Genomic DNA, 18,252 nt, shown 5'->3' with positions numbered 1-18,252 from the left:
CGCTCCCGCGCCGCCGCGCCGCCCCGCCCCCCCCCCCCCCCCGCCCCCCGGCCCCCCCCCGCCCCCCCCCCCCCCCGGCGGGTGTTGCGCGCAGAAAAAACCCCGGCCTCCACGCCGGGGTTTTTCATTCCATCAGCCGGGCCGTCAGGCCTTGAGGCTGGCCATGTCGATCACGAAGCGATAGCGCACATCGTTCTTCGCCATGCGCTCCCACGCGTGGTTGACATCCTTGATGTCGATCACCTCAACATCGCTGACGATGTTGTGCTCGGCGCAGAAATCCATCATTTCCTGGGTCTCGGCCATGCCGCCGATGGCCGAGCCGGTGACGTGCTTGCGGCCGAAGATCACGCTGGCACCCATCAGGGGCGGGTCCAGCTCGGTGATGACGCCGACCAGGCACATGGTGGCATCGCGCTTGAGCAGGCTCATGTACGGGTTGGTGTCATGGCTGACCGGCACGGTGTTGAGCAGGAAGTCGAAGCTGTTGGCGTGCGCCTTCATCTGCGCCGGATCGCGCGAGACCAGCACCTCGTCCGCGCCCAGGCGCTTGGCGTCGGCGCCCTTTTCCGGGGTGGTGGTGATCATCACTACGGTGGCGCCCATCGCCTTGGCAAACTTCACGCCCATGTGGCCCAGACCGCCCAGGCCGATCACACCCACCTTCTGGCCGGGGCCGACCTTCCAGTGGCGCAGCGGCGAGTAGGTGGTGATGCCGGCGCACAGCAGCGGCGCGGCGGCCTTCAGGTCCAGCGTCTCGGAGACCTTCACCACGAAGCGCTGCTCGACCACGATGTGGTCGGAGTAGCCGCCCATCGTCAGCTCACCGGTATTGCGGTCGCGGCTGTTGTAGGTATAGGTCGGGCCCTTTTCGCAGTACTGCTCAAGGTCGTGGTCGCAGGCATCGCAATGGCGACAGGAATCCACCATGCAGCCGACGCCGGCGATATCGCCGACGCTGAGGCGGGTGACGGCCGGACCGACTTCGACCACGCGGCCGATGATTTCGTGGCCGGGAACCATCGGGTACTCCGCGCCGCCCCAGTCGTCGCGGGCCTGGTGCAGGTCGGAGTGGCAGATGCCGCTGTACAGCACTTCGATGCGGACATCGTTGGCGCCGACGGCGCGGCGTTCGAAGGTGAAGGGCTCGAGCGGAGCGGTATTGGTACGCACCGCATAACCATGGGCGAGGGACATGGGGAATCCTTGGCGGGGTTTGTGGAAAGGCGTTTTACAATACGCCCCTCATACCCGCCCACAAAGCGTGGATATCGGCATGATTCATCAAGGCAGACTGCACAATCATGGCCACTGACAATCTCACCCACCTGGCCGCCTTCGCGGCGGTGGCCCGCCACCGCAGCTTCCGCCGGGCCGGCGCCGAGCTGGCCCTGTCGACCTCGGCGGTGAGCTATGCGATCCGGGCACTGGAAGAGCGGTTGGGGGTGGGCCTGTTCCATCGAACTACCCGCAGCGTGGCCCTGACCGAGGCCGGGCAGCGCCTGCTGGACCGGTTGCAGCCGGCGCTGGGCCAGGTGCACGAGGCGCTGGAGGAGATGAACCAGTTCAGGGACAGCCCGACGGGCCTGCTGCGCATCAACGCGGCCCGCGCCGCAGTGCCGACCCAGCTCGGCCCACGCCTGACCCGCTTCCTGCGCGCGCACCCCGATGTGCGCCTGGAGCTGACCGAGAACGATGGGCTGGTGGACATCGTCGCCGAAGGCTTCGATGCCGGCGTGCGCCTGCATGAGTTCGTGCCCGAGGACATGGTGGCCGTGCCGCTGGGCCCGGCCCTGCACGGCATGATCGTGGCCTCGCCCGAGTATCTGCGCCAGCACCCGGCGCCGCAGCATCCCCGCGACCTGCTGCAGCACGAATGCATCCGCTTCCGCTTCGCCAGCGGTCACCTGTACAAGTGGCAGTTCGACCGCGATGGGCAGTCGCTGGAAATCGACGTGCGTGGGCGACTGACGCTGAGCGAGCAGACCACCATCATGCGCGCGGTGCTGGATGGCTTCGGCCTGGCCTATGTTCTCGAGGATGCCGCGCGCCCGCACATCGAGGCCGGGCGGATGGTGGCGGTACTGCAGGACTGGAGCGAACCGTTTCCCGGCTTCGTGCTGTATTACCCCAGGCAACGGCAGATGGCGTCGGCCTTGCGCGCATTCGTGGACATGCTGCGCGAATAGATCCATGCCTGCGCGGACGCTGCCTGTCGAGGTAAAGTGCGCGCCGATCCAATCACAGGGACGTTCATGCATACGCTTGCCGAGATCGAACTGGCCACCGGCCAGACCTTTCCTGCTCTCTACCACCGGCTCGATGCAGAAGACCGGCTGAGCTGGGGGGCGACCCATCCGCAATGGGCGCAGGTGTGCCTTCCGGAGCTGCAACCGGTACCGCCGATTCTGCTGTATGCGCAGGATTACGAGCCGCTTGAGCGTGGCGAACTGCTCGAGGCCTGGCAGGAGCTGACTGCAGAGGATCACTACAACCCATTGCGCGAGGATCTGCAGCTGCTGCCGTTCGCCCGCACGGGGGCCGGTGACAGCTACTGCTTCTGGACCAATGCGCCGGGCTGCGACGAGCCGCCGGTGCTGCTGGTGTGGCACGACGATGATCGCGCTGACGTACTGGCCCGCAACCTTCAGGATTTCCTGTTCCGCAAGATGGTGGAGGCAGTGGCGGACTACGAGGCCCCCTACACGCTGTTGTCGCACGGTGACCTGGCCGACAATCTCCAGCGCTGGCTGGGCTCGCATCGCGCGTGGCTGCGGGACGACCAGGCCACTGCGCTGGAGGCCCTGTTTGCACGCAGCGCAGAGATCGAGCAGGGAGAGATCGATGAGGATCAGGCGCAGGCGCTGGTGCAGCAGCTGATCGGATTCGAGCGGCTGGACGAATCATTCGCCTACGTGCGCTGATGCTGGCGGCGGGCCCGGTGCATTCCGCCGATCAATCCAGCAAGGCGTCGTAGCCGGGGCCGGTGAACTGGATCAGGCAGAAGCCGTGTCCGAACGGATCCGCCAGCATTGCGATGCGCCCCCATGAACGCTCGCGTGGCGCCTGCTCGAGCGCCGCGCCTGCCGCCAACGCCTGGGCAAGCGCGGCGTCGAGGTCCTCCACGATCCAGTCGATGTGCAGCGGGGTCCAGTGACGTTCGTAATCCCGCACGTCACCGTCGACGGTAGCCGCGCTGCCCGCTTCGTTCTGCAGCAGATAGAGCGGGGTCGGGCCGCCCAGCAGTTCCAGCACCTCCGGGCCGAGACGGCGCCCGGCATGGAGGCCGAAGGCGCGTGTGTAGAACGCCTCGGCGGCCGCGAGGTCCGGAACGTCCAGATTGATGATGAAGGGGATCATGGCCCGGGTCCTGCGTTGTGCCAGGCACCATGCGCCGATGATTCCCGTCGATCAAGAGGGTGCGCGGTTTGAGGCAGCGTGTCGCGGAAAGGCGCCGGCGATCGTTCTAGACTCGAGCGATCGAACCTGCATGGGAGTGGCTCTGATGGGACTGCGCGAATGGGGGAGGGGGGCCGCACTGGCCGTGCTGCTCGCAGCCACTGGCGTCGGCATCGCGGATGCGCGTGACAGCCAGGCACCGGTGATGTCCGGCAATCCGATCCTGCCGGGCTGGTACGCGGACCCGGAGGCGGCCGTATTCGGCAGCACCTACTGGATCTTCCCCACGCGCTCGCGGCCCTATGCAGAACAGGTTGCCTTCGATGCCTTTTCGTCGCCCGACCTGGTGCACTGGCGCCGGCACGACAGCGTGCTGTCCATCGAGAACATTCCCTGGGCCAGGCAGGCGTTGTGGGCCCCCTCGGTGGTGGCCAACGACGGGCGCTACTACTTCTTCTTTTCCGCCAATGACATCCAGAACGACGGCGAGACCGGTGGCATCGGCGTGGCCGTGGCCGACCAGCCCGAAGGGCCTTACCGCGATCTGCTCGGCAAGCCACTGGTGGGCGCGTTCCACAATGGCGCGCAGCCGATCGACCAGTATGTGTTCAAGGATGACGATGGTGCCTGGTACATGATCTATGGCGGCTGGAAGCACGCCAACATCGTGCGCCTGAAGGCGGATTTCAGCGGCCTGCTGCCCTGGGACGACGGCACGCTGTTCAAGGAGATCACGCCGGCGCCGGAGTACGTGGAAGGTCCGCTGATGTTCAAGCGGGGCGGTCGCTACTACTTCATGTGGTCCGAAGGCGGCTGGGGCGAGCCGGACTACTCGGTGGCCTATGCGATCGCCGACGCGCCGACCGGGCCGTTCACACGCATCGGCCGGGTCCTGCAGCAGGACCCGGCCATCGCGACCAGCGCCGGGCACCACTCCCTGATCCACGCGCCCGGCGATGACACGTGGTACATCGTCTACCACCGCCGGCCGCTCGACCAGACCGACCGCAATGCCCGCGTCACCGCGATCGATCGCCTGTACTTCGACGCGCAGGGCCGCATCCTGCCGGTGAAGATGACGCACGAGGGCGTACCCGCGCACCGCCTGCGCTGAGGCGCAGGATGTACCTTTCCGCCACCTGTATATACTATCCCCCAGTATAGTTCCTGGGTCACCCTGCCATGCCGCACTCTCCCGAAGAGAAGAAGAAGGTCCTGGCCCGCGTGCGCCGCATCCGCGGCCAGTGCGATGCACTGGACCGTGCGCTGGAAGCCGGCGCCGACTGCGGGCCCGTGCTGCAGCAGATCGCCGCCATCCGCGGGGCGGTCAACGGGCTGATGTCCGAGGTGATGGAAGCCCACCTGCGCGAAGAGTTCGGACAACCCGCAGCGTCCGATGAACAGCGCGCCGAGCGCGTGCGCGAGATGAGCGGGCTGATCCGCTCATACCTGAAATAAGCAACGGCGCAGCATAGCGTCGTCCATCTGTTACTGCCTGTCTTTGGAGAATCCCACCATGAAATCCCGTGCCGCCGTCGCCTTTGCTCCCGGCCAGCCGCTGCAGATCGTCGAGATCGACGTCGCCCCGCCGAAGGCCGGCGAAGTGCTGGTCAAGATCACCCACACCGGCGTCTGCCACACCGATGCGTTCACCCTGTCAGGGGATGATCCGGAAGGTCTGTTCCCGGTGGTGCTGGGCCATGAAGGTGCCGGCATCGTGGTGGAAGTAGGCGAGGGCGTGACCAGCGTCAAGCCGGGTGACCACGTGATTCCGCTGTACACCGCCGAGTGCGGCGAATGCCTGTTCTGCAAGAGTGGCAAGACCAACCTGTGCGTGTCGGTACGCGCGACCCAGGGCAAGGGCGTGATGCCCGATGGCACCAGCCGCTTCAGCTACAACGGCGAGCCGATCTATCACTACATGGGCTGCTCGACGTTCAGCGAGTACACAGTGGTGGCCGAAGTCTCGCTGGCGAAGATCAATCCGCAGGCGAACCCGGAACATGTCTGCCTGCTCGGCTGCGGTGTCACTACCGGCATCGGTGCGGTGCACAACACGGCCAAGGTGCAGGAAGGCGACAGCGTGGCAGTGTTCGGCCTCGGCGGCATCGGCCTGGCCGTGATCCAGGGCGCGCGCCAGGCCAAGGCCGGCCGCATCATCGCGGTGGATACCAATCCGTCCAAGTTCGAGCTGGCGCGTGAGTTCGGTGCGACCGACTGCATCAATCCGAAGGACTTCGACAAGCCGATCCAGCAGGTCATTGTTGAAATGACCACCTGGGGCGTGGACCACAGCTTCGAGTGCATCGGCAACGTCAACGTGATGCGCGCGGCGCTGGAATGCGCGCACCGTGGCTGGGGCCAGAGCGTAGTGATCGGCGTGGCCGGCGCCGGCCAGGAAATCTCCACCCGTCCCTTCCAGCTGGTCACCGGCCGCAAGTGGATGGGCACGGCCTTCGGTGGCGTCAAGGGTCGCAGCCAGCTGCCGGGCATGGTGGAGGACGCGATGAAGGGCGACATCGAACTGGCGCCGTTCGTCACCCACACCATGGATCTGGACGGGATCAACGATGCCTTCGATCTGATGCACGAAGGCAAGTCGATCCGTTCGGTCGTGCACTACTGAGCCATCCCGGGTGGCAGGCCGTCAGGGCTGCCACCCTTCTGGAGAGACACCATGGAACGCATCGAACATCGTGCCTGCTTCGGCGGTTGGCAGGACGTGTACCGTCATCCCTCGTCCACGCTGGGCTGCGACATGCAGTTCGCCGTTTACCTGCCGCCGCAGGCGGAAACGCAGGCGCTGCCGGTGCTGTACTGGCTGAGCGGACTGACCTGCACCGAACAGAACGTCATCACCAAGGCGGGCGCGCAGCGCTATGCGGCCGAACATGGCGTGATTCTGGTCGCGCCCGACACCAGCCCGCGTGGCGACGATGTCGCCGACGCGGAGGGCTACGATCTGGGCAAGGGTGCCGGCTTCTACCTCAACGCCACCCGCGAGCCGTGGTCCAAGCACTACCGCATGCATGACTATGTGGCGCAGGGACTGCCGGCGCTGATCGAGGCGAACTTCGCGGTGACCGGGGCACGCGCGATCAGTGGTCACTCGATGGGAGGTCACGGTGCACTGGTGGTCGCGCTGCGCAATCCGGGGCGTTACCGCAGCGTGTCGGCATTTTCGCCGATTGTTGCCCCCAGCCAGGTGCCCTGGGGACAGAAGGCGTTCCAGGCCTATCTGGGCGACAACCGCGCCGACTGGGCCGCGTGGGATGCCTGCGAACTGATCGCTGCGGCCAGCGAACGCTTGCCGCTGCTGGTGGACCAGGGCGGGGCCGATGAGTTCCTGCAGAGCCAGCTGCAGCCGCAGCGCCTGCAGCAGGCCTGCGACGCCGTCGGCCATCCGCTGACCCTGCGCCTGCAGGATGGCTACGACCACAGCTATTACTTCATTGCCAGCTTCATCGGCGAGCACATCGCTCACCACGCCCGCGCGCTGCACGGCTGAATAGCCCGCGTGACAGCTGCGGTCCCGGGGACGCAACCGCGCATGCCCCGGCGCGACGGAACGCCTGCGTCGATGTAGCGCCGCGCCATGCCCGGCGCAGGGGCAGGGGAAGCAGGTGTGGCGTGGATCACGCCTCCATGGCGGCCTGTCGCGCTATCGTGCGTGCAGACAGGCTTGCGCAGTGGGGGATGCATGCCGGTAGTGCTGGCGCTGCTGTACGTGTTCGGCCATGGCCTGGTCGTGGCCCTGTTGCCGGGGCCGGCAGGCCTGGGTTCGTTCGTGTTCCTCACCGGCGCGCCGCTGCTGGCCGCCGCCGCATGCCTGTGGCGCGCGCGTGCGGATCGCGCCGCGCTGGGCTGGCGTGCCATCGCGCTGGCACTGCTGCTGTGGGCGGGGGGCATGGGCATCAACATGCTCGATGCACTCCGTGCCGACCGCCCCGACATCACCCCGGGCGCCAGCCTGCTGCTGTACGTGCTGTATGGCGTGCCGCTGGTGTTCATCCTGGCCCGCTCGCGGCGGGAGCGCTGGGCCATCAGCGTGATCGACGGAATCATGGCGGCCCTGCTGGGCGTGCTGTTCTTCGTGCATACCCAGTCATTTGCCGACCATGTCGGCATCGACGACCAGGCGCTGGCCAACATGCAGCGCATGTTCGATATCCAGAACCTGTGCATCGCTGTCTTTGCCATCGTGCGCTGGGTGTCCTGTGATGTCCCGGAGCGACGCAGCGTGTTCCGCGCGCTGGCGCTGTACGCGCTGGCCTATCTGCTGGTGGCCTACTACATCAACCACTTCACCTCCGAACAGTCTTTCGGCGCCTACAACGATCTGCTGATCGACGTGCCGTTCCTGTTGCTCGCGCTGCTGGCACTGCGGCGGTCGCCAGCTACCGGATTCGTGCTGCAGCCGCGGCTGGCCCGGCTGGTGCAGGCCGGCGGCCCGATCATCCTGCCGCTGCTGTTGCTGGTGGTGGGCACCCTGGTGGTGGACCATGCCAGGCCCCTGGCATTGGCTGGATTCGTTCTGGCCACGTTGGGCTTCAGCCTGCGCAGTGCGCTTCTGCAGATCGATCTGCTGGAACGGCAGGCCGGGCTCGACCAGCTCGCGCGCCAGGATGGCCTGACCGGCGTAGCCAACCGCCGCCAGTTCGATGCCGAACTGCAGGCCGAATGGAACCGGGCGCGGCGGAGCGGCACCGAACTGGCGCTGCTGCTGGTCGATATCGATCATTTCAAGGCGTTCAACGATGCCCATGGTCATCCCGCCGGCGACCGTTGCCTGCAGGCCGTGGCGGCGCTGCTGCAGCACAGCGCCGGGCGTGCGGGCGACAGCGTGGCGCGCTACGGCGGTGAGGAGTTCGCGGTGATCGTGCCCGGCACGCCGTTGGACGGCGTACAGGCCTTGGCCGAGCGACTGCGACGCGCGGTGGAAGCGCTGCAGTTGCCGGAAGGGCGGGTCAGCATCAGCGTCGGCATCGCGTTCCTGCATCCGCCGGCAACAGCCGATGCCGGACAGCTGCTCGCCGATGCGGATGCGGCGTTGTATGCGGCCAAACGCGCGGGACGCAATCGCGTGGCCATGCAGGGGGCAGCACCGGCTAGCGCAGACCGCCGCTAGCCCCCGCCCCCGCGCATTCGCCAAGGGAGCGCGGTTGCGCCGCCGGTGGCTGTCGCCCGCGGACGCGCCTTCGTCGGCTGTACCGGCACTCCGTCGCACCGCGCTGGCGATCGCGCGGGAGCCGGTCCACCGTCAGCCCCAGTGTGGAGAGGAGCAGACATGCACAGAACCCTGGTGTCGCTGGCCGCGTGGAGCGCGATGGCCTTCAGTGCGCAGGCGGTCGCGGCCACGGCGGCGTCGCCTTGCGCCGCTGCGAGCTACCGGATGGCCGATGGCAGTACGCTGGACATCGGCCCGGGTGCGGGCGATCAGCTGCGGTGGCGCACGCCAGATGGTCGCAGCGGCGCACTGCAGCGCACCGCGGGCGATGCCTGGACCAGTACCCGCGGCTGGACCGGGCAGCCGGACGGGCACCGGATGGTGCTCACGGACTGTGGGAAGCGCGGCATCAGCGTCGATGGAATGAAGGGCGAGCGCATTCCGCTGCGGCAGATCGACACCCGTTTCAGCGGTGCCGGCGCAACGCTGCAGGGGCGGCTGACGCTGCCTCCGGGCGATGCGCCGGTTCCACTGGTGGTGCTGGTGCATGGTGCGGAGAACAGCTCCGCGCTGGAGCGCTACTCGCTGCAGCGCGAGTTCGCCAGTGCCGGCATCGCCGTGTTCGCGTACGACAAGCGGGGCACGGGACGCTCTGGCGGGCGGTACACGCAGAACTACCTGACCCTGGCCAATGATCTGATCCTGGCCACGCGCGAAGCACGCCGGTTGGCGGGGGCACGTGCGCAGCGGGTCGGCTACCAGGCCGGCAGCCAGGGTGGCTGGGTGGCGCCGCTGGCGGCACGCATCGAGCCTGTGGATTTCATCGTGATCAGCTTCGGCCTGGCGGTCTCGCCGCTGGAGGAAGACCGCGAGGCGATCGCTTTCGACATGCAGCGGGCCGGCCAGGACGCAGAAGCCACTGCGCAGGCGATGCAGATCGCCGATGCGGTGGCGACCATCGTCGAGAGCGGATTCACCGAGGGATTCGATGTACTGGCGGAGGTGAAGCAGCGTTACCAGCATGCGCCCTGGTTCCCTGCGGTACGCGGGAACATTACCGGGTATCTCTTGTCGACTCCGGAGGTGACTGCACGCGAGCAGGGGCCACGGTTGCTGGACGGGGTGCCGGCCCATTACGACCCTTTACCGGTGCTCACGCATCTGCAGGTGCCGCAGTTGTGGATCTTTGGCGGGCAGGACCGCGATGCACCGCCGGGAGAGACGCTCAGGCGTCTTGCGGTTCTGCAGGGCCAGGGACGGCCGATCTACACGGCCGTGTATGCAGACGCCGATCATGGCATGTACGAGTTCGAGCTGGATGCGGCCGGGGAACGTGTATCGACACGGCAGCCGGCCGGGTACTTCCAGCTGATGACGGACTTCATCCGTGGCGATGCGCTGCGGTCCGAATACGGCCAGGCCCGCCCCACGTCCGCGCGATGAGGGCTTCGACGGGCGAAGCCCAGCAGACGCCAGCGCGTTCGCCGCTCAACGCACGTCGCGCAGTTCCCAGTGATGGCCGGCCAGCAGACGCAGGCGCTGCTTGAACACATCGCTGTCGATGCGGGTGGTGGCCACCAGGTTGATGCGCAGGTCCTTCTGCTCACCGGTTACCGTGGCGTCCGGGTCGGTCACGCCCCACTGCGGCTCCACTGCATCCGGATCGGGTTGCTTGGCTTTCCAGCGCTCGAACAGCGCGCCGCTGCGCAGGGCGTCCTGCAGTTCTTCGGCAAAGCCGGCGGCGCCCTGCGAATGGAAGGACAGGTCGGGGTCGTTGCCGCGGGCCTTGGACGGGTCGGGAAGGCTGATGTGGTACTGCGCAGGCATGGTGATCTCCTTGAAGTGCGGCAAGGCTGGCATAGACGCGGTGCAATGCTTGTGTACATCCGGCACACCTGCATGCAGGCGTCGCCCGCCCTCATTCGAACCGATGCGGTCCATCGGCAAAGCCCACGGTAACGGCGCCCTTGCCGACGTTGACCATGCCGGTCAGGCTCATCACCGATTCGTACACGGTGACGCCGTGGGTGGCGCAGACGTCCGTCAGCTGCGCATAGCCGGGCAGGGCGCGCAGCTCCTCCAGCTCACCGCCATAGCTGACGCAGACTGTCGGTGTCATCAGTCCACTGCGCACGCGCTGGCCAACCACAGCGAAGAGCTTCTGCACGGCATTGTCGAAGCCCTTGATCTTGGCTACCGGGCCGGTCTCACCGCGGTAGCCGTGCAGTACCGGCTTGATGTCCAGTGCGCTGCCCAGCGCGGCACTGAGCAGGCCGACACTGCGGTCGCCCTTGTGCCGCGCGCGGGCCCGCATGTAATACAGGTCACGGGTGACCATGTAGCCATGCACGTTGCCGGCCAGTTCCTCCAGCCGCTCGCGGATCTGCTGCACGCTGGCGTTGCTGTCGCGCAGGCGAACCGCTTCCACCGCCGTCACCGCCTGCGCGGCGAACAGGTTCTGGGTGTCGAGCACGCGCAGTGCGAAGGGCGAGTTGTAGCCCGCGGCCTGCCGCACCGGCTTGTAGTCGTTGAGGATGGCGAAGCTGGCCTGCAGGGCGTTGTCGTGGATCGGGCTGCGGGTCTTGGTGATGGTCATGCAGAAGACGTGGTCGTAGTCGATCACCAGCTGCTGCAGGAACAGGTCACGGATCTGGTTGACGCTGAAGGGGATGGTCTCCGCCTCGGCACCATGTTCGGCCACGTGTGCGTGCAGGAAGCTGAGCGTGGCCTGTTCGTCGCGGTGGTCGGCGAGTACGGCTTCGCCGATCCGTACGGTGATCGGGAGCAGCACGATGTTGTGTTCGGCAATGAACGCCTGCGGCAGGTCGCAGGCCGAGTCGACGACGATTCCGATGCGCATCCGCGGCTCCCCCTCCAGGGCGGTTGTTGGTTCGGAAGTGTGAAAAATATCTCAAAACGGGAGCCCGCGCGCGAGGGAAGCGCAGGCGCCCTGTTCAGCGTCTGCGCTGTACCGCGATCGGCAGGGCCTCCACCCGCTGCCATTCCGGCTGCTTCAGCAGGTCCGGATCGGCCAGCACAGCGGCCATCAGCGGGTGCGCGTCATTGCCCCAGAACAGCTCGTCGCCGATGGCCAAGGTCGGTACGCCGAACACGCCGGCCGCGAGCGCAGCCTCGGTGTTGCGCCGCAGCTGCTCCTTGACCTCTGCGGTTGCCGTGGCGGCCGCCACATCCGCGATGCCCAGCCGCGCGCCGGGTTCGCGCAGCGCCTCGGCGCTGTCGGCAGCGTTACCCTCGCGCCAGATCCAGTCGAACAGCACGTCCACGGCCTGCGCGCCGCCGCCTGCGGCCAGGCACAGCCGCAGGGCGGCCAGCGGGTTGAACGGGTGGGCAGGCGGGAAGCGCAGCGTCACGCCTTCCGCCTGCGCGTTCCAGAGCAACTGGCGGTAGATGAAGCGCCGCTTGGCCGGGATCTCGGCCGGGCCGAGATTGCCAAGCTGCTGCAGCACCGCCCCGAAGGCGATCGGCACCGGCTGTACCTGTGCGAACTGGGGCAGTTGCTTGACCTTCTGCCAATGCAGGTAGGAGTAGGGCGAGACGAAATCGAAGTACCAGTGCAGCGGGGCCATGGGGCTTTCCTCGTCGGTCAGGGCTGCGCGTTGCGCTGCAGATAGCGGTCGCGCAGGTCGGTCTGGCGCGAGCGCATCGGCATCGGCCGCCCGCCCATCCAGACCTGTTCGGCATAGTGCGCCACATCCAGCGGGTCGCCTTCCCACAGCACCAGGTCGGCGCGCTTGCCGGGCTCGATGCTGCCGATCTGGTCGGCCACCCCGAACGCCTGTGCGGGAACCCGGGTCAGGCCTGCCAGCCCGTCGGCCCAGGGCAGGCCATGGGCTACCGCATTGCCTGCGAGCTGGCGGATCTTGCGTGCGTTGTGCGAGGCATCGCCACGTTGCACGAAGCTGACGGGCACGCCCGCACGCTGCAGTCGTGCCGCGTTTTCCAGGGTGGCGCCGATCTGGTCGAAGCTGGCCGGCAGGTTGGCCAGCACGTCGACGAACACCGGCACGCCGGCCGCAGCCAGCTCCGGCGCCAGCTGCCAGGCTTCGCTGGCTCCAGACAGGGCGATCTTCACCTTTTCGCGTGCAGCCCAGCGCAGCAGCTGGCGGATATCGGCAGCGCGATCGATTTCAACCACGATGCGGCCCTGGCCGGCCAGATAGCGCGACAGTGTGCGGCGACCGGCCGGTGTCAGCACGGCGTGCGGAGAATCGGCGGCGACCTGGCCGCGCGCTTCATCCACCATCTGCTGCAGCAGCATCCACTGTGCTGCACGCGAATGACCGGTCAGTTCCGACGCTGCGGCGCCCAGCCGCAGGAACAGCGCACGTGGACCCAGCGGGTCGGCGCTGCCATCGAGCCGCATCACCCCACCCTGGCCCGCCACGAAGCCACCGCCGGTGACGGCGCCCAGCGCGGTGAAGCCGATGCCCTCCAGTCGCGCCACCGGAATGAGCACCGACGCGGGGTTGTAGGCCAGGGTCACGTCGAACTCCGGGCGCAGCGGTTGCTCGCCGATCTTCAGGCTGCTGTCGACCGTACTCGCTTCTCCCGAGACTTCCTCGATGCCGATCTCGGCGATGCCACCGAACAGCGCGGGCGTGAGCGGGCGGCCATCGGCTTCAACCACGGTCGTGCCGGCCGGTGCGGCCAGGCCCGTACCCACGGCACGGATGATGCTGCCCTGCACCAGCACATCGGCGTGCTGCAGGCTGCCGCGTGCGCTGGCGGTGTGAACCGTTGCGCCGCGCACCAGCAGATCCTGTGCCGATGCCGCGCCGGTGATGCCTGCCAGCACCATGATCGCAGCGCCGAGCCATGCCCGGTTGCGGCTGGAAGACCTTGCGATCTGCATGGAACCGGCCATCAGTGCACCTCCTGCCCGAGCTGGAAGTCCGACTGCGGCGTTGCCGGCAACGCACTGCGGTCGTACAGGCGGCGGCCATCGACATAGACCTGCTCGGCCAATGCGTAGGAGCTGAAGGGATTGCCGTTCCACACCACCACGTCGGCCATCTTGCCGGGCTCCAGCGTGCCGGTCTGGCGCTCGATGCCCAGCGCCTTGGCGGCATTGGCGGTCATCCAGGTGATCGCATGTTCAGGAGTGATCGGGGCCATGCGTGCGCGGCGCGCGGCGGCCATGACCTTTGCGGCCTCCTGGTTCAGGCGCTGGATGCCTTCGGGCGAATCGGAATGGACGATGGCGCAGCTGTTCTTCGCCCGGTCCACCAGCGCGATGTTCTCGGGGATGCCATCGAAGGCTTCCATCTTGAAGCCCCACCAGTCGGCCCACAGTGCACCGCAGACGCCGTCCGCCGCCAGCCGGTCGGCCAGCTTGTAGGCCTCCACGCCGTGGTGGAACGCTGCCACCTTGAAACCGAATTCCTTGGCCAGATCGAGCATGGTGGCCATTTCATCGGCGCGGTAGCAGTGGATGTGCACGCGGATGTCGCCCTGGATCGCGCCGGCCAGGGTGTCCAGCTTGAGATCGCGCTTGCCACCGGCATCGCCCGCGCTGTCACCTTTGTCGCTGCCGAACCAGCGCTTGCGCTTGGCTGCCTTGGGCGTGTTCTTGGTGATGTAGTCGGCGGCATCGATGAAGGCTGCGCGGTAGCCGGCGACGTTGCCCATCCGGGTAGCAGGGGTCACACCCTTGCCTTCGCCATAGACGCGTTTGGGGTTCTCGCCGCAGGCCATCTTCAGGCCCCACGGCGCGCCGGGAAACTTCATCGCCTGGTAGGTGATGGCCGGAACATTCTTCAGGGTCACGCCGCGGCCACCGACCAGGTTGGCCGAGCCGGGCAGCACCTGCATGCTGGTCACGCCGCCGGCCAGGGCGGCAGCGAAGCCGGGATCCTGCGGCCACACCGAATGCTCTGCCCAGACATTGGCCGTGACCGGTGCGGTCATCTCGTTGCCATCGCTGTGGGCGCCCACCCCTGGGCTTGGATATACGCCCAGGTGCGAGTGAACGTCGATCAGCCCGGGGGTGACCCACTTGCCCTGCGCGTCGATGCGGGTGACATCGGCCTCGGCCTGCAGCTGCTGGCCGACAGCAACGATGCGGCCCTCACGCAGCAGGACGTCGGCATTGTCCAGGCGCTGGCCGGTGCCGGTCAGCACCGTTGCGTTGTGGATCAGCACCGGCGCATCGGGCTGCGCCCGATAGGTGCTGGGGTAAGGATCGGCCATGAAGCGCGAGGCGCCCAGTGCTGGCGCGACGGCCAGCGTAACCAGCGCCAGCCCCAGCCCGGCGCGCAACAACGTCGACGTCATGCAGATCCCCTCGGCAACGTAAGCAACCGCTGACGCTAGCCGGGCAGCGGTGGGCTTGCCAAGTGACCTTCTTCACAGGGTGCGACCGCGTGCCTCGACGGCGTCGCCCCACTGGCCGAAAATAGGCGGTCCCCGCCGTTCCGGACCGAGCATGAAGAGCAAGCAGGAAATCGTCGACAACTGGCTGCCGCGCTATACCGGCGTGCCCCTGGACCAGTTCGGCCCGCACGTCCTGCTGACCAACTTCGGCGGCTACCTGCACACCTTCTCCGAACTGACCGGTGCGCCCATCGTCGGCCTGGACCGGCCCATGGCCAGCGCCACCAGCGATGGCATCACGATGATCAACTTCGGCATGGGCAGCCCCAATGCCGCGATCATCATGGACCTGCTGTCGGCGGTGATGCCCAAGGCGGTATTGTTCCTGGGCAAGTGCGGGGGCCTGAAGCGCAAGAACCAGCTGGGCGACCTGGTGCTGCCGATCGCCGCGATCCGTGGTGAAGGCACTTCGGGCGACTATCTGCCACCGGAAGTACCGGCACTGCCGGCCTTCGCCCTGCAGCGCGCGGTCTCGACCATGATCCGCGATCTTGGGCACGACTACTGGACCGGTACCGTCTACACCACCAACCGGCGGGTCTGGGAACACGACGAGGCATTCAAGGAACGGCTGCGCGCGATGCGCTGCATGGCCATCGACATGGAAACGGCCACGGTGTTCGCCGCCGGCTTCGCCAACCACATCCCCAGCGGCGCCCTGCTGCTGGTTTCGGACCAGCCGATGATTCCCGACGGGGTCAAGACCGAAGCCTCCGATGCCAAGGTCAGCTCCCAGTTCGTGGAAAACCATATCCAGATCGGCATCGAGGCGCTTAAGCTTATCCGGCGCAACGGCAAGTCGGTCCGCCATCTGCGCTTCGACGAATGATGATGAGGGCCGGGCGCGGGACGTCCGGGCCCGGGAGTAGGTAATGGACGTTGCCGCGCAGGTGGTGGAATTCTGGAAGGAGGCGGGCCCTGCGAAGTGGTTCGCCCGCGACGATGCGTTCGACGCGCAGTTCCGCCGATTGTTCCTCGATGAGCATTTCGCTGCGGCCGCGCGTGCGCGCGAACACTGGCTGGGCAGCGCCGAGGGTGCGCTGGCCCTGATGCTGCTGTTGGACCAGTTCCCGCGCAACTGCTTCCGTGGCACCGCCCACTCCTACGCCACCGATGGGCTGGCCCGGCACTACGCCATGCGTGCCATCGAGGAAGGGCTGGACCTGCAGCTGGTTCCGAAGCTGCGGGCCTTCATCTACCTGCCGTTCGAGCATTCCGAGGATCCGCTGGACCAGGACCGTTCGGTGGCCATGTTCGACGTGCTGGGTGACAAGGAATACCTGCAGTACGCCGACCTGCATCGCGACATCATCCGCCGTTTTGGCCGCTTCCCGCACCGCAACGCCGTGCTGGGCCGCATTCCCACGCCGGAGGAACTGGACTACCTGGCCGAAGGCGGGTTTGCCGGCTGACCGGGCGGGGCCGGCCACGCGCGCGACAGGCAGGAAACGGAAAACGCCGGCGTGCGCCGGCGTTCTCCTGTTCCGCGCTGCAGCCGATCAGTACTTCGGCACGCCGTTGTCCACCTCTTCGGACCAGGCGTTGATGCCGCCGGTGATGTTGAAGACCTTGGTGAAGCCAAGCGCGCGGAACTGCTCGGCAGCCTGCGCACTGCGACCACCGTGGTGGCACAGGAAGGCCAGTGCGGTGTCCTTCGGCAGTGCTTCCAGCTCGGCGCGGCCGTTGCCGTCGAACACCTTGAACGGCACGCCGACGGCGGCGATGGCGCGCTCGTCAGCCGGGCGCACGTCCACCAGGATCGCGTTGCCGGCGCGCACCAGGTCGTCGGCGTCGCGCACGCTGATTTCCTGCACCGGCTTGGGTGCATTCGGGTTGTCGATGGCCAGGCCCTTGCCGCGGATGTCGTCCACCCAGTCGATGGTGATGCCTTCGGCACGGCGCGCGCTGGCCAGGTCAAACTGCACGCGCAGTCCATTGGATTCGGCGGCGATCGCAGCCTCGTCATGCGGAGCGAGCTGGAAGTTGGGCTGGAAGCCTGCATCGATGGTCAGCTGCAGGGCGGCGCCCGGGGCGTCGGCCAGCGCGCCCTTGAGCATCTCCACCGCGGCCGGGGTGACGGTGATGCGCGGCGGGGTGCGGTCCGGCGCGGGCAGGCCCAGCACGCTGCTCAGTTCGCCGCTGGCGGCCATCTGCAGCACGATGTCGCTGCCACCGACCAGTTCGCCGTCGATGTACAGCTGCGGGATGGTCGGCCAGTCGCCGTAGGCCTTGATGCCTTCACGGATTTCCTGGTCGGCCAGCACGTTGACGTGAGCGAACTCGACGCCCAGGTCCTGCAGCGCGCCCACGGCCTTGGCCGAGAAGCCGCACTGCGGCATCGACGGCTGGCCCTTCATGAACAGCACGACGCGGTTGGCGTTGAGGAGGGATTCGATGCGCGAACGCAGGGCAGGATCGAGAGACATGGGAAGTCGGGGGTCCAGTAATTCGAATCTTCGATTCTACCCCTCATGGCATCATGGGGTATGAGCAGCGCAGGAACATTGCATCGCATTCCGCCCCGGCCATGGCGCTGGCTGCCCTGGCTGGTGGCGTCGCAGTTGGGGGTGATCCTGGCCTGGGTGCTGGCGGGATGGCACTGGGGTCTGCCGCTGATGGTGGCCAGCCACGCGCTGTTCATCGTGCCGGTGTTCCTGCCCAACAGCCGCTTCTACACGCCGGTGCTGAGCCGCCTGGCGCAGGCGGACGACGCGGTCTGGCTGACCATCGATGACGGTCCCGGTGCGGACACGCTGGCCGTGCTTGATCTGCTGGATCGGCATCAGGCGCGGGCGACATTCTTCCTGGTGGGCGAGCGGGCGCTGGCCCAGCCGGCGCTGGTGGCCGAGATCCTGCGCCGCGGGCACGATCTGGGCAACCACAGCTTCAGCCATCCGCAGGCGCGCTTCTGGCGGCTGGGACCGAAGGCGATGCGTGCGGAGATCGAAGGCTGCCAGCATGCGCTGCAGGCATTGTCGGGCACGCCGGTACGCTGGTACCGGTCGGTGGTGGGCATGACCAATCCGTTCGTGGGCCCGGTGCTGCGCCGCCTGGGCCTGGTGCGGGTGGGATGGAGCGCCCGCGGCTTCGATGGTGTCGGCTGTACGCCCGAGCGCGTGCTGGAGCGCCTGCTGCCGGATCTTCGCGCGGGCGCCATCGTGCTGCTGCATGAGGGGGCCGCCCATGGCCACAACCTGGTAATCATCGAACGCGTGCTGCAGGCACTGCATCAGCGTGGATTGAAGGCAACGCTGCCTTCGGTATAGCGCAGCGGCACGCACGGAATCCGCCGG

At 67.3% G+C, this 18,252-nt stretch carries 19 protein-coding genes; 11 read left to right on the top strand and 8 right to left on the bottom strand.

The annotated features are described in order from the left end of the window. Positions 1 to 144 precede the first annotated feature (144 nt). Positions 145 to 1,197, bottom strand: coding sequence for an NAD(P)-dependent alcohol dehydrogenase (locus ACVOME_RS08565; protein ID WP_053517445.1), 1,053 nt, complete (start codon positions 1,195 to 1,197; stop codon positions 145 to 147). Between the two features lie 107 nt (positions 1,198 to 1,304). Between ACVOME_RS08565 and ACVOME_RS08560 the strand changes: the two genes are divergently transcribed. Both ACVOME_RS08560 and ACVOME_RS08555 read left to right on the top strand, forming a co-directional pair. Then, on the top strand, positions 1,305 to 2,189 hold the full coding sequence (locus ACVOME_RS08560; RefSeq protein ID WP_053517444.1) for a LysR family transcriptional regulator: 885 nt from the start codon (positions 1,305 to 1,307) through the stop codon (positions 2,187 to 2,189). A gap of 66 nt (positions 2,190 to 2,255) precedes the next feature. Continuing rightward, on the top strand, positions 2,256 to 2,924 hold the full coding sequence (locus ACVOME_RS08555; protein WP_053517442.1) for an SMI1/KNR4 family protein: 669 nt from the start codon (positions 2,256 to 2,258) through the stop codon (positions 2,922 to 2,924). Between the two features lie 31 nt (positions 2,925 to 2,955). On the opposite strand, the gene ACVOME_RS08550 is transcribed toward ACVOME_RS08555, so the two are convergent. Further along, positions 2,956 to 3,360, bottom strand: coding sequence for a VOC family protein (locus tag ACVOME_RS08550; protein ID WP_111186172.1), 405 nt, complete (start codon positions 3,358 to 3,360; stop codon positions 2,956 to 2,958). 130 nt (positions 3,361 to 3,490) lie between these two features. On the opposite strand from ACVOME_RS08550, the gene ACVOME_RS08545 reads away from it, so the two are divergent. The 6 genes from ACVOME_RS08545 to ACVOME_RS08520 all read left to right on the top strand — a co-directional run bounded on the left by ACVOME_RS08545 (position 3,491) and on the right by ACVOME_RS08520 (position 10,009). Then, positions 3,491 to 4,513 carry a glycoside hydrolase family 43 protein gene (locus tag ACVOME_RS08545; RefSeq protein ID WP_241685994.1) on the top strand — a complete coding sequence of 341 codons (1,023 nt, stop codon included), beginning with the start codon at positions 3,491 to 3,493 and terminating at the stop codon, positions 4,511 to 4,513. 68 nt (positions 4,514 to 4,581) lie between these two features. Next, positions 4,582 to 4,857: a metal/formaldehyde-sensitive transcriptional repressor gene (locus ACVOME_RS08540; RefSeq protein WP_053517440.1), complete on the top strand. Its 276-nt coding sequence runs from the start codon at positions 4,582 to 4,584 to the stop codon at positions 4,855 to 4,857. Positions 4,858 to 4,915: 58 nt separating this feature from the next. After that, positions 4,916 to 6,025, top strand: coding sequence for an S-(hydroxymethyl)glutathione dehydrogenase/class III alcohol dehydrogenase (locus ACVOME_RS08535; RefSeq protein WP_065175135.1), 1,110 nt, complete (start codon positions 4,916 to 4,918; stop codon positions 6,023 to 6,025). A 51-nt stretch (positions 6,026 to 6,076) separates the two neighbouring features. Beyond that, on the top strand, positions 6,077 to 6,907 hold the full coding sequence (gene fghA, locus ACVOME_RS08530) for an S-formylglutathione hydrolase (RefSeq protein WP_481504979.1): 831 nt from the start codon (positions 6,077 to 6,079) through the stop codon (positions 6,905 to 6,907). 192 nt (positions 6,908 to 7,099) lie between these two features. Continuing rightward, positions 7,100 to 8,527, top strand: a complete 1,428-nt coding sequence (locus ACVOME_RS08525; protein WP_481504978.1) for a GGDEF domain-containing protein — start codon at positions 7,100 to 7,102, stop codon at positions 8,525 to 8,527. 159 nt (positions 8,528 to 8,686) lie between these two features. Then, positions 8,687 to 10,009, top strand: a complete 1,323-nt coding sequence (locus ACVOME_RS08520) for an alpha/beta hydrolase family protein (RefSeq protein ID WP_081279736.1) — start codon at positions 8,687 to 8,689, stop codon at positions 10,007 to 10,009. Between the two features lie 45 nt (positions 10,010 to 10,054). Here the strand turns inward: ACVOME_RS08520 and ACVOME_RS08515 are convergent, their stop codons facing one another. The 5 genes from ACVOME_RS08515 to ACVOME_RS08495 all read right to left on the bottom strand — a co-directional run bounded on the left by ACVOME_RS08515 (position 10,055) and on the right by ACVOME_RS08495 (position 14,860). Then, the gene (locus tag ACVOME_RS08515; RefSeq protein ID WP_053443843.1) at positions 10,055 to 10,393 is read right to left on the bottom strand and encodes a hypothetical protein; all 339 of its coding nucleotides are present in this window, start codon (positions 10,391 to 10,393) and stop codon (positions 10,055 to 10,057) included. A 91-nt stretch (positions 10,394 to 10,484) separates the two neighbouring features. Next, complete coding sequence (locus tag ACVOME_RS08510) at positions 10,485 to 11,426, bottom strand: DegV family protein (protein WP_053517434.1); 942 nt, start codon at positions 11,424 to 11,426, stop codon at positions 10,485 to 10,487. Between the two features lie 94 nt (positions 11,427 to 11,520). Next, positions 11,521 to 12,153 (bottom strand): 2-hydroxychromene-2-carboxylate isomerase, encoded by a 633-nt coding sequence (locus tag ACVOME_RS08505; RefSeq protein WP_065181734.1) that lies wholly within the window; start codon positions 12,151 to 12,153, stop codon positions 11,521 to 11,523. Between the two features lie 17 nt (positions 12,154 to 12,170). Next, positions 12,171 to 13,439, bottom strand: coding sequence for an amidohydrolase family protein (locus tag ACVOME_RS08500; RefSeq protein ID WP_481504980.1), 1,269 nt, complete (start codon positions 13,437 to 13,439; stop codon positions 12,171 to 12,173). Positions 13,440 to 13,450: 11 nt separating this feature from the next. After that, positions 13,451 to 14,860 carry an amidohydrolase gene (locus ACVOME_RS08495; protein ID WP_481504977.1) on the bottom strand — a complete coding sequence of 470 codons (1,410 nt, stop codon included), beginning with the start codon at positions 14,858 to 14,860 and terminating at the stop codon, positions 13,451 to 13,453. 151 nt (positions 14,861 to 15,011) lie between these two features. On the opposite strand from ACVOME_RS08495, the gene ACVOME_RS08490 reads away from it, so the two are divergent. Further along, entirely contained in the window at positions 15,012 to 15,788 is a 777-nt protein-coding gene (locus ACVOME_RS08490; RefSeq protein ID WP_053517431.1) for an AMP nucleosidase, read from the top strand. A gap of 43 nt (positions 15,789 to 15,831) precedes the next feature. Continuing rightward, positions 15,832 to 16,371: a DUF924 family protein gene (locus tag ACVOME_RS08485; protein WP_065175129.1), complete on the top strand. Its 540-nt coding sequence runs from the start codon at positions 15,832 to 15,834 to the stop codon at positions 16,369 to 16,371. A gap of 87 nt (positions 16,372 to 16,458) precedes the next feature. Here ACVOME_RS08485 and grxD read toward each other — a convergent pair whose 3' ends face one another. Beyond that, complete coding sequence (gene grxD, locus ACVOME_RS08480) at positions 16,459 to 17,385, bottom strand: Grx4 family monothiol glutaredoxin (RefSeq protein ID WP_476340465.1); 927 nt, start codon at positions 17,383 to 17,385, stop codon at positions 16,459 to 16,461. Between the two features lie 60 nt (positions 17,386 to 17,445). Between grxD and ACVOME_RS08475 the strand changes: the two genes are divergently transcribed. Beyond that, the gene (locus ACVOME_RS08475; RefSeq protein WP_481504976.1) at positions 17,446 to 18,225 is read left to right on the top strand and encodes a polysaccharide deacetylase family protein; all 780 of its coding nucleotides are present in this window, start codon (positions 17,446 to 17,448) and stop codon (positions 18,223 to 18,225) included. Positions 18,226 to 18,252: the final 27 nt, after the last annotated feature.

This window comes from Stenotrophomonas sp. STEN008 (assembly GCF_056760435.1).
The sequence above is the reverse complement of the archived record's forward strand: the minus strand, read 5'-3'. Positions and strand labels throughout refer to the sequence as shown.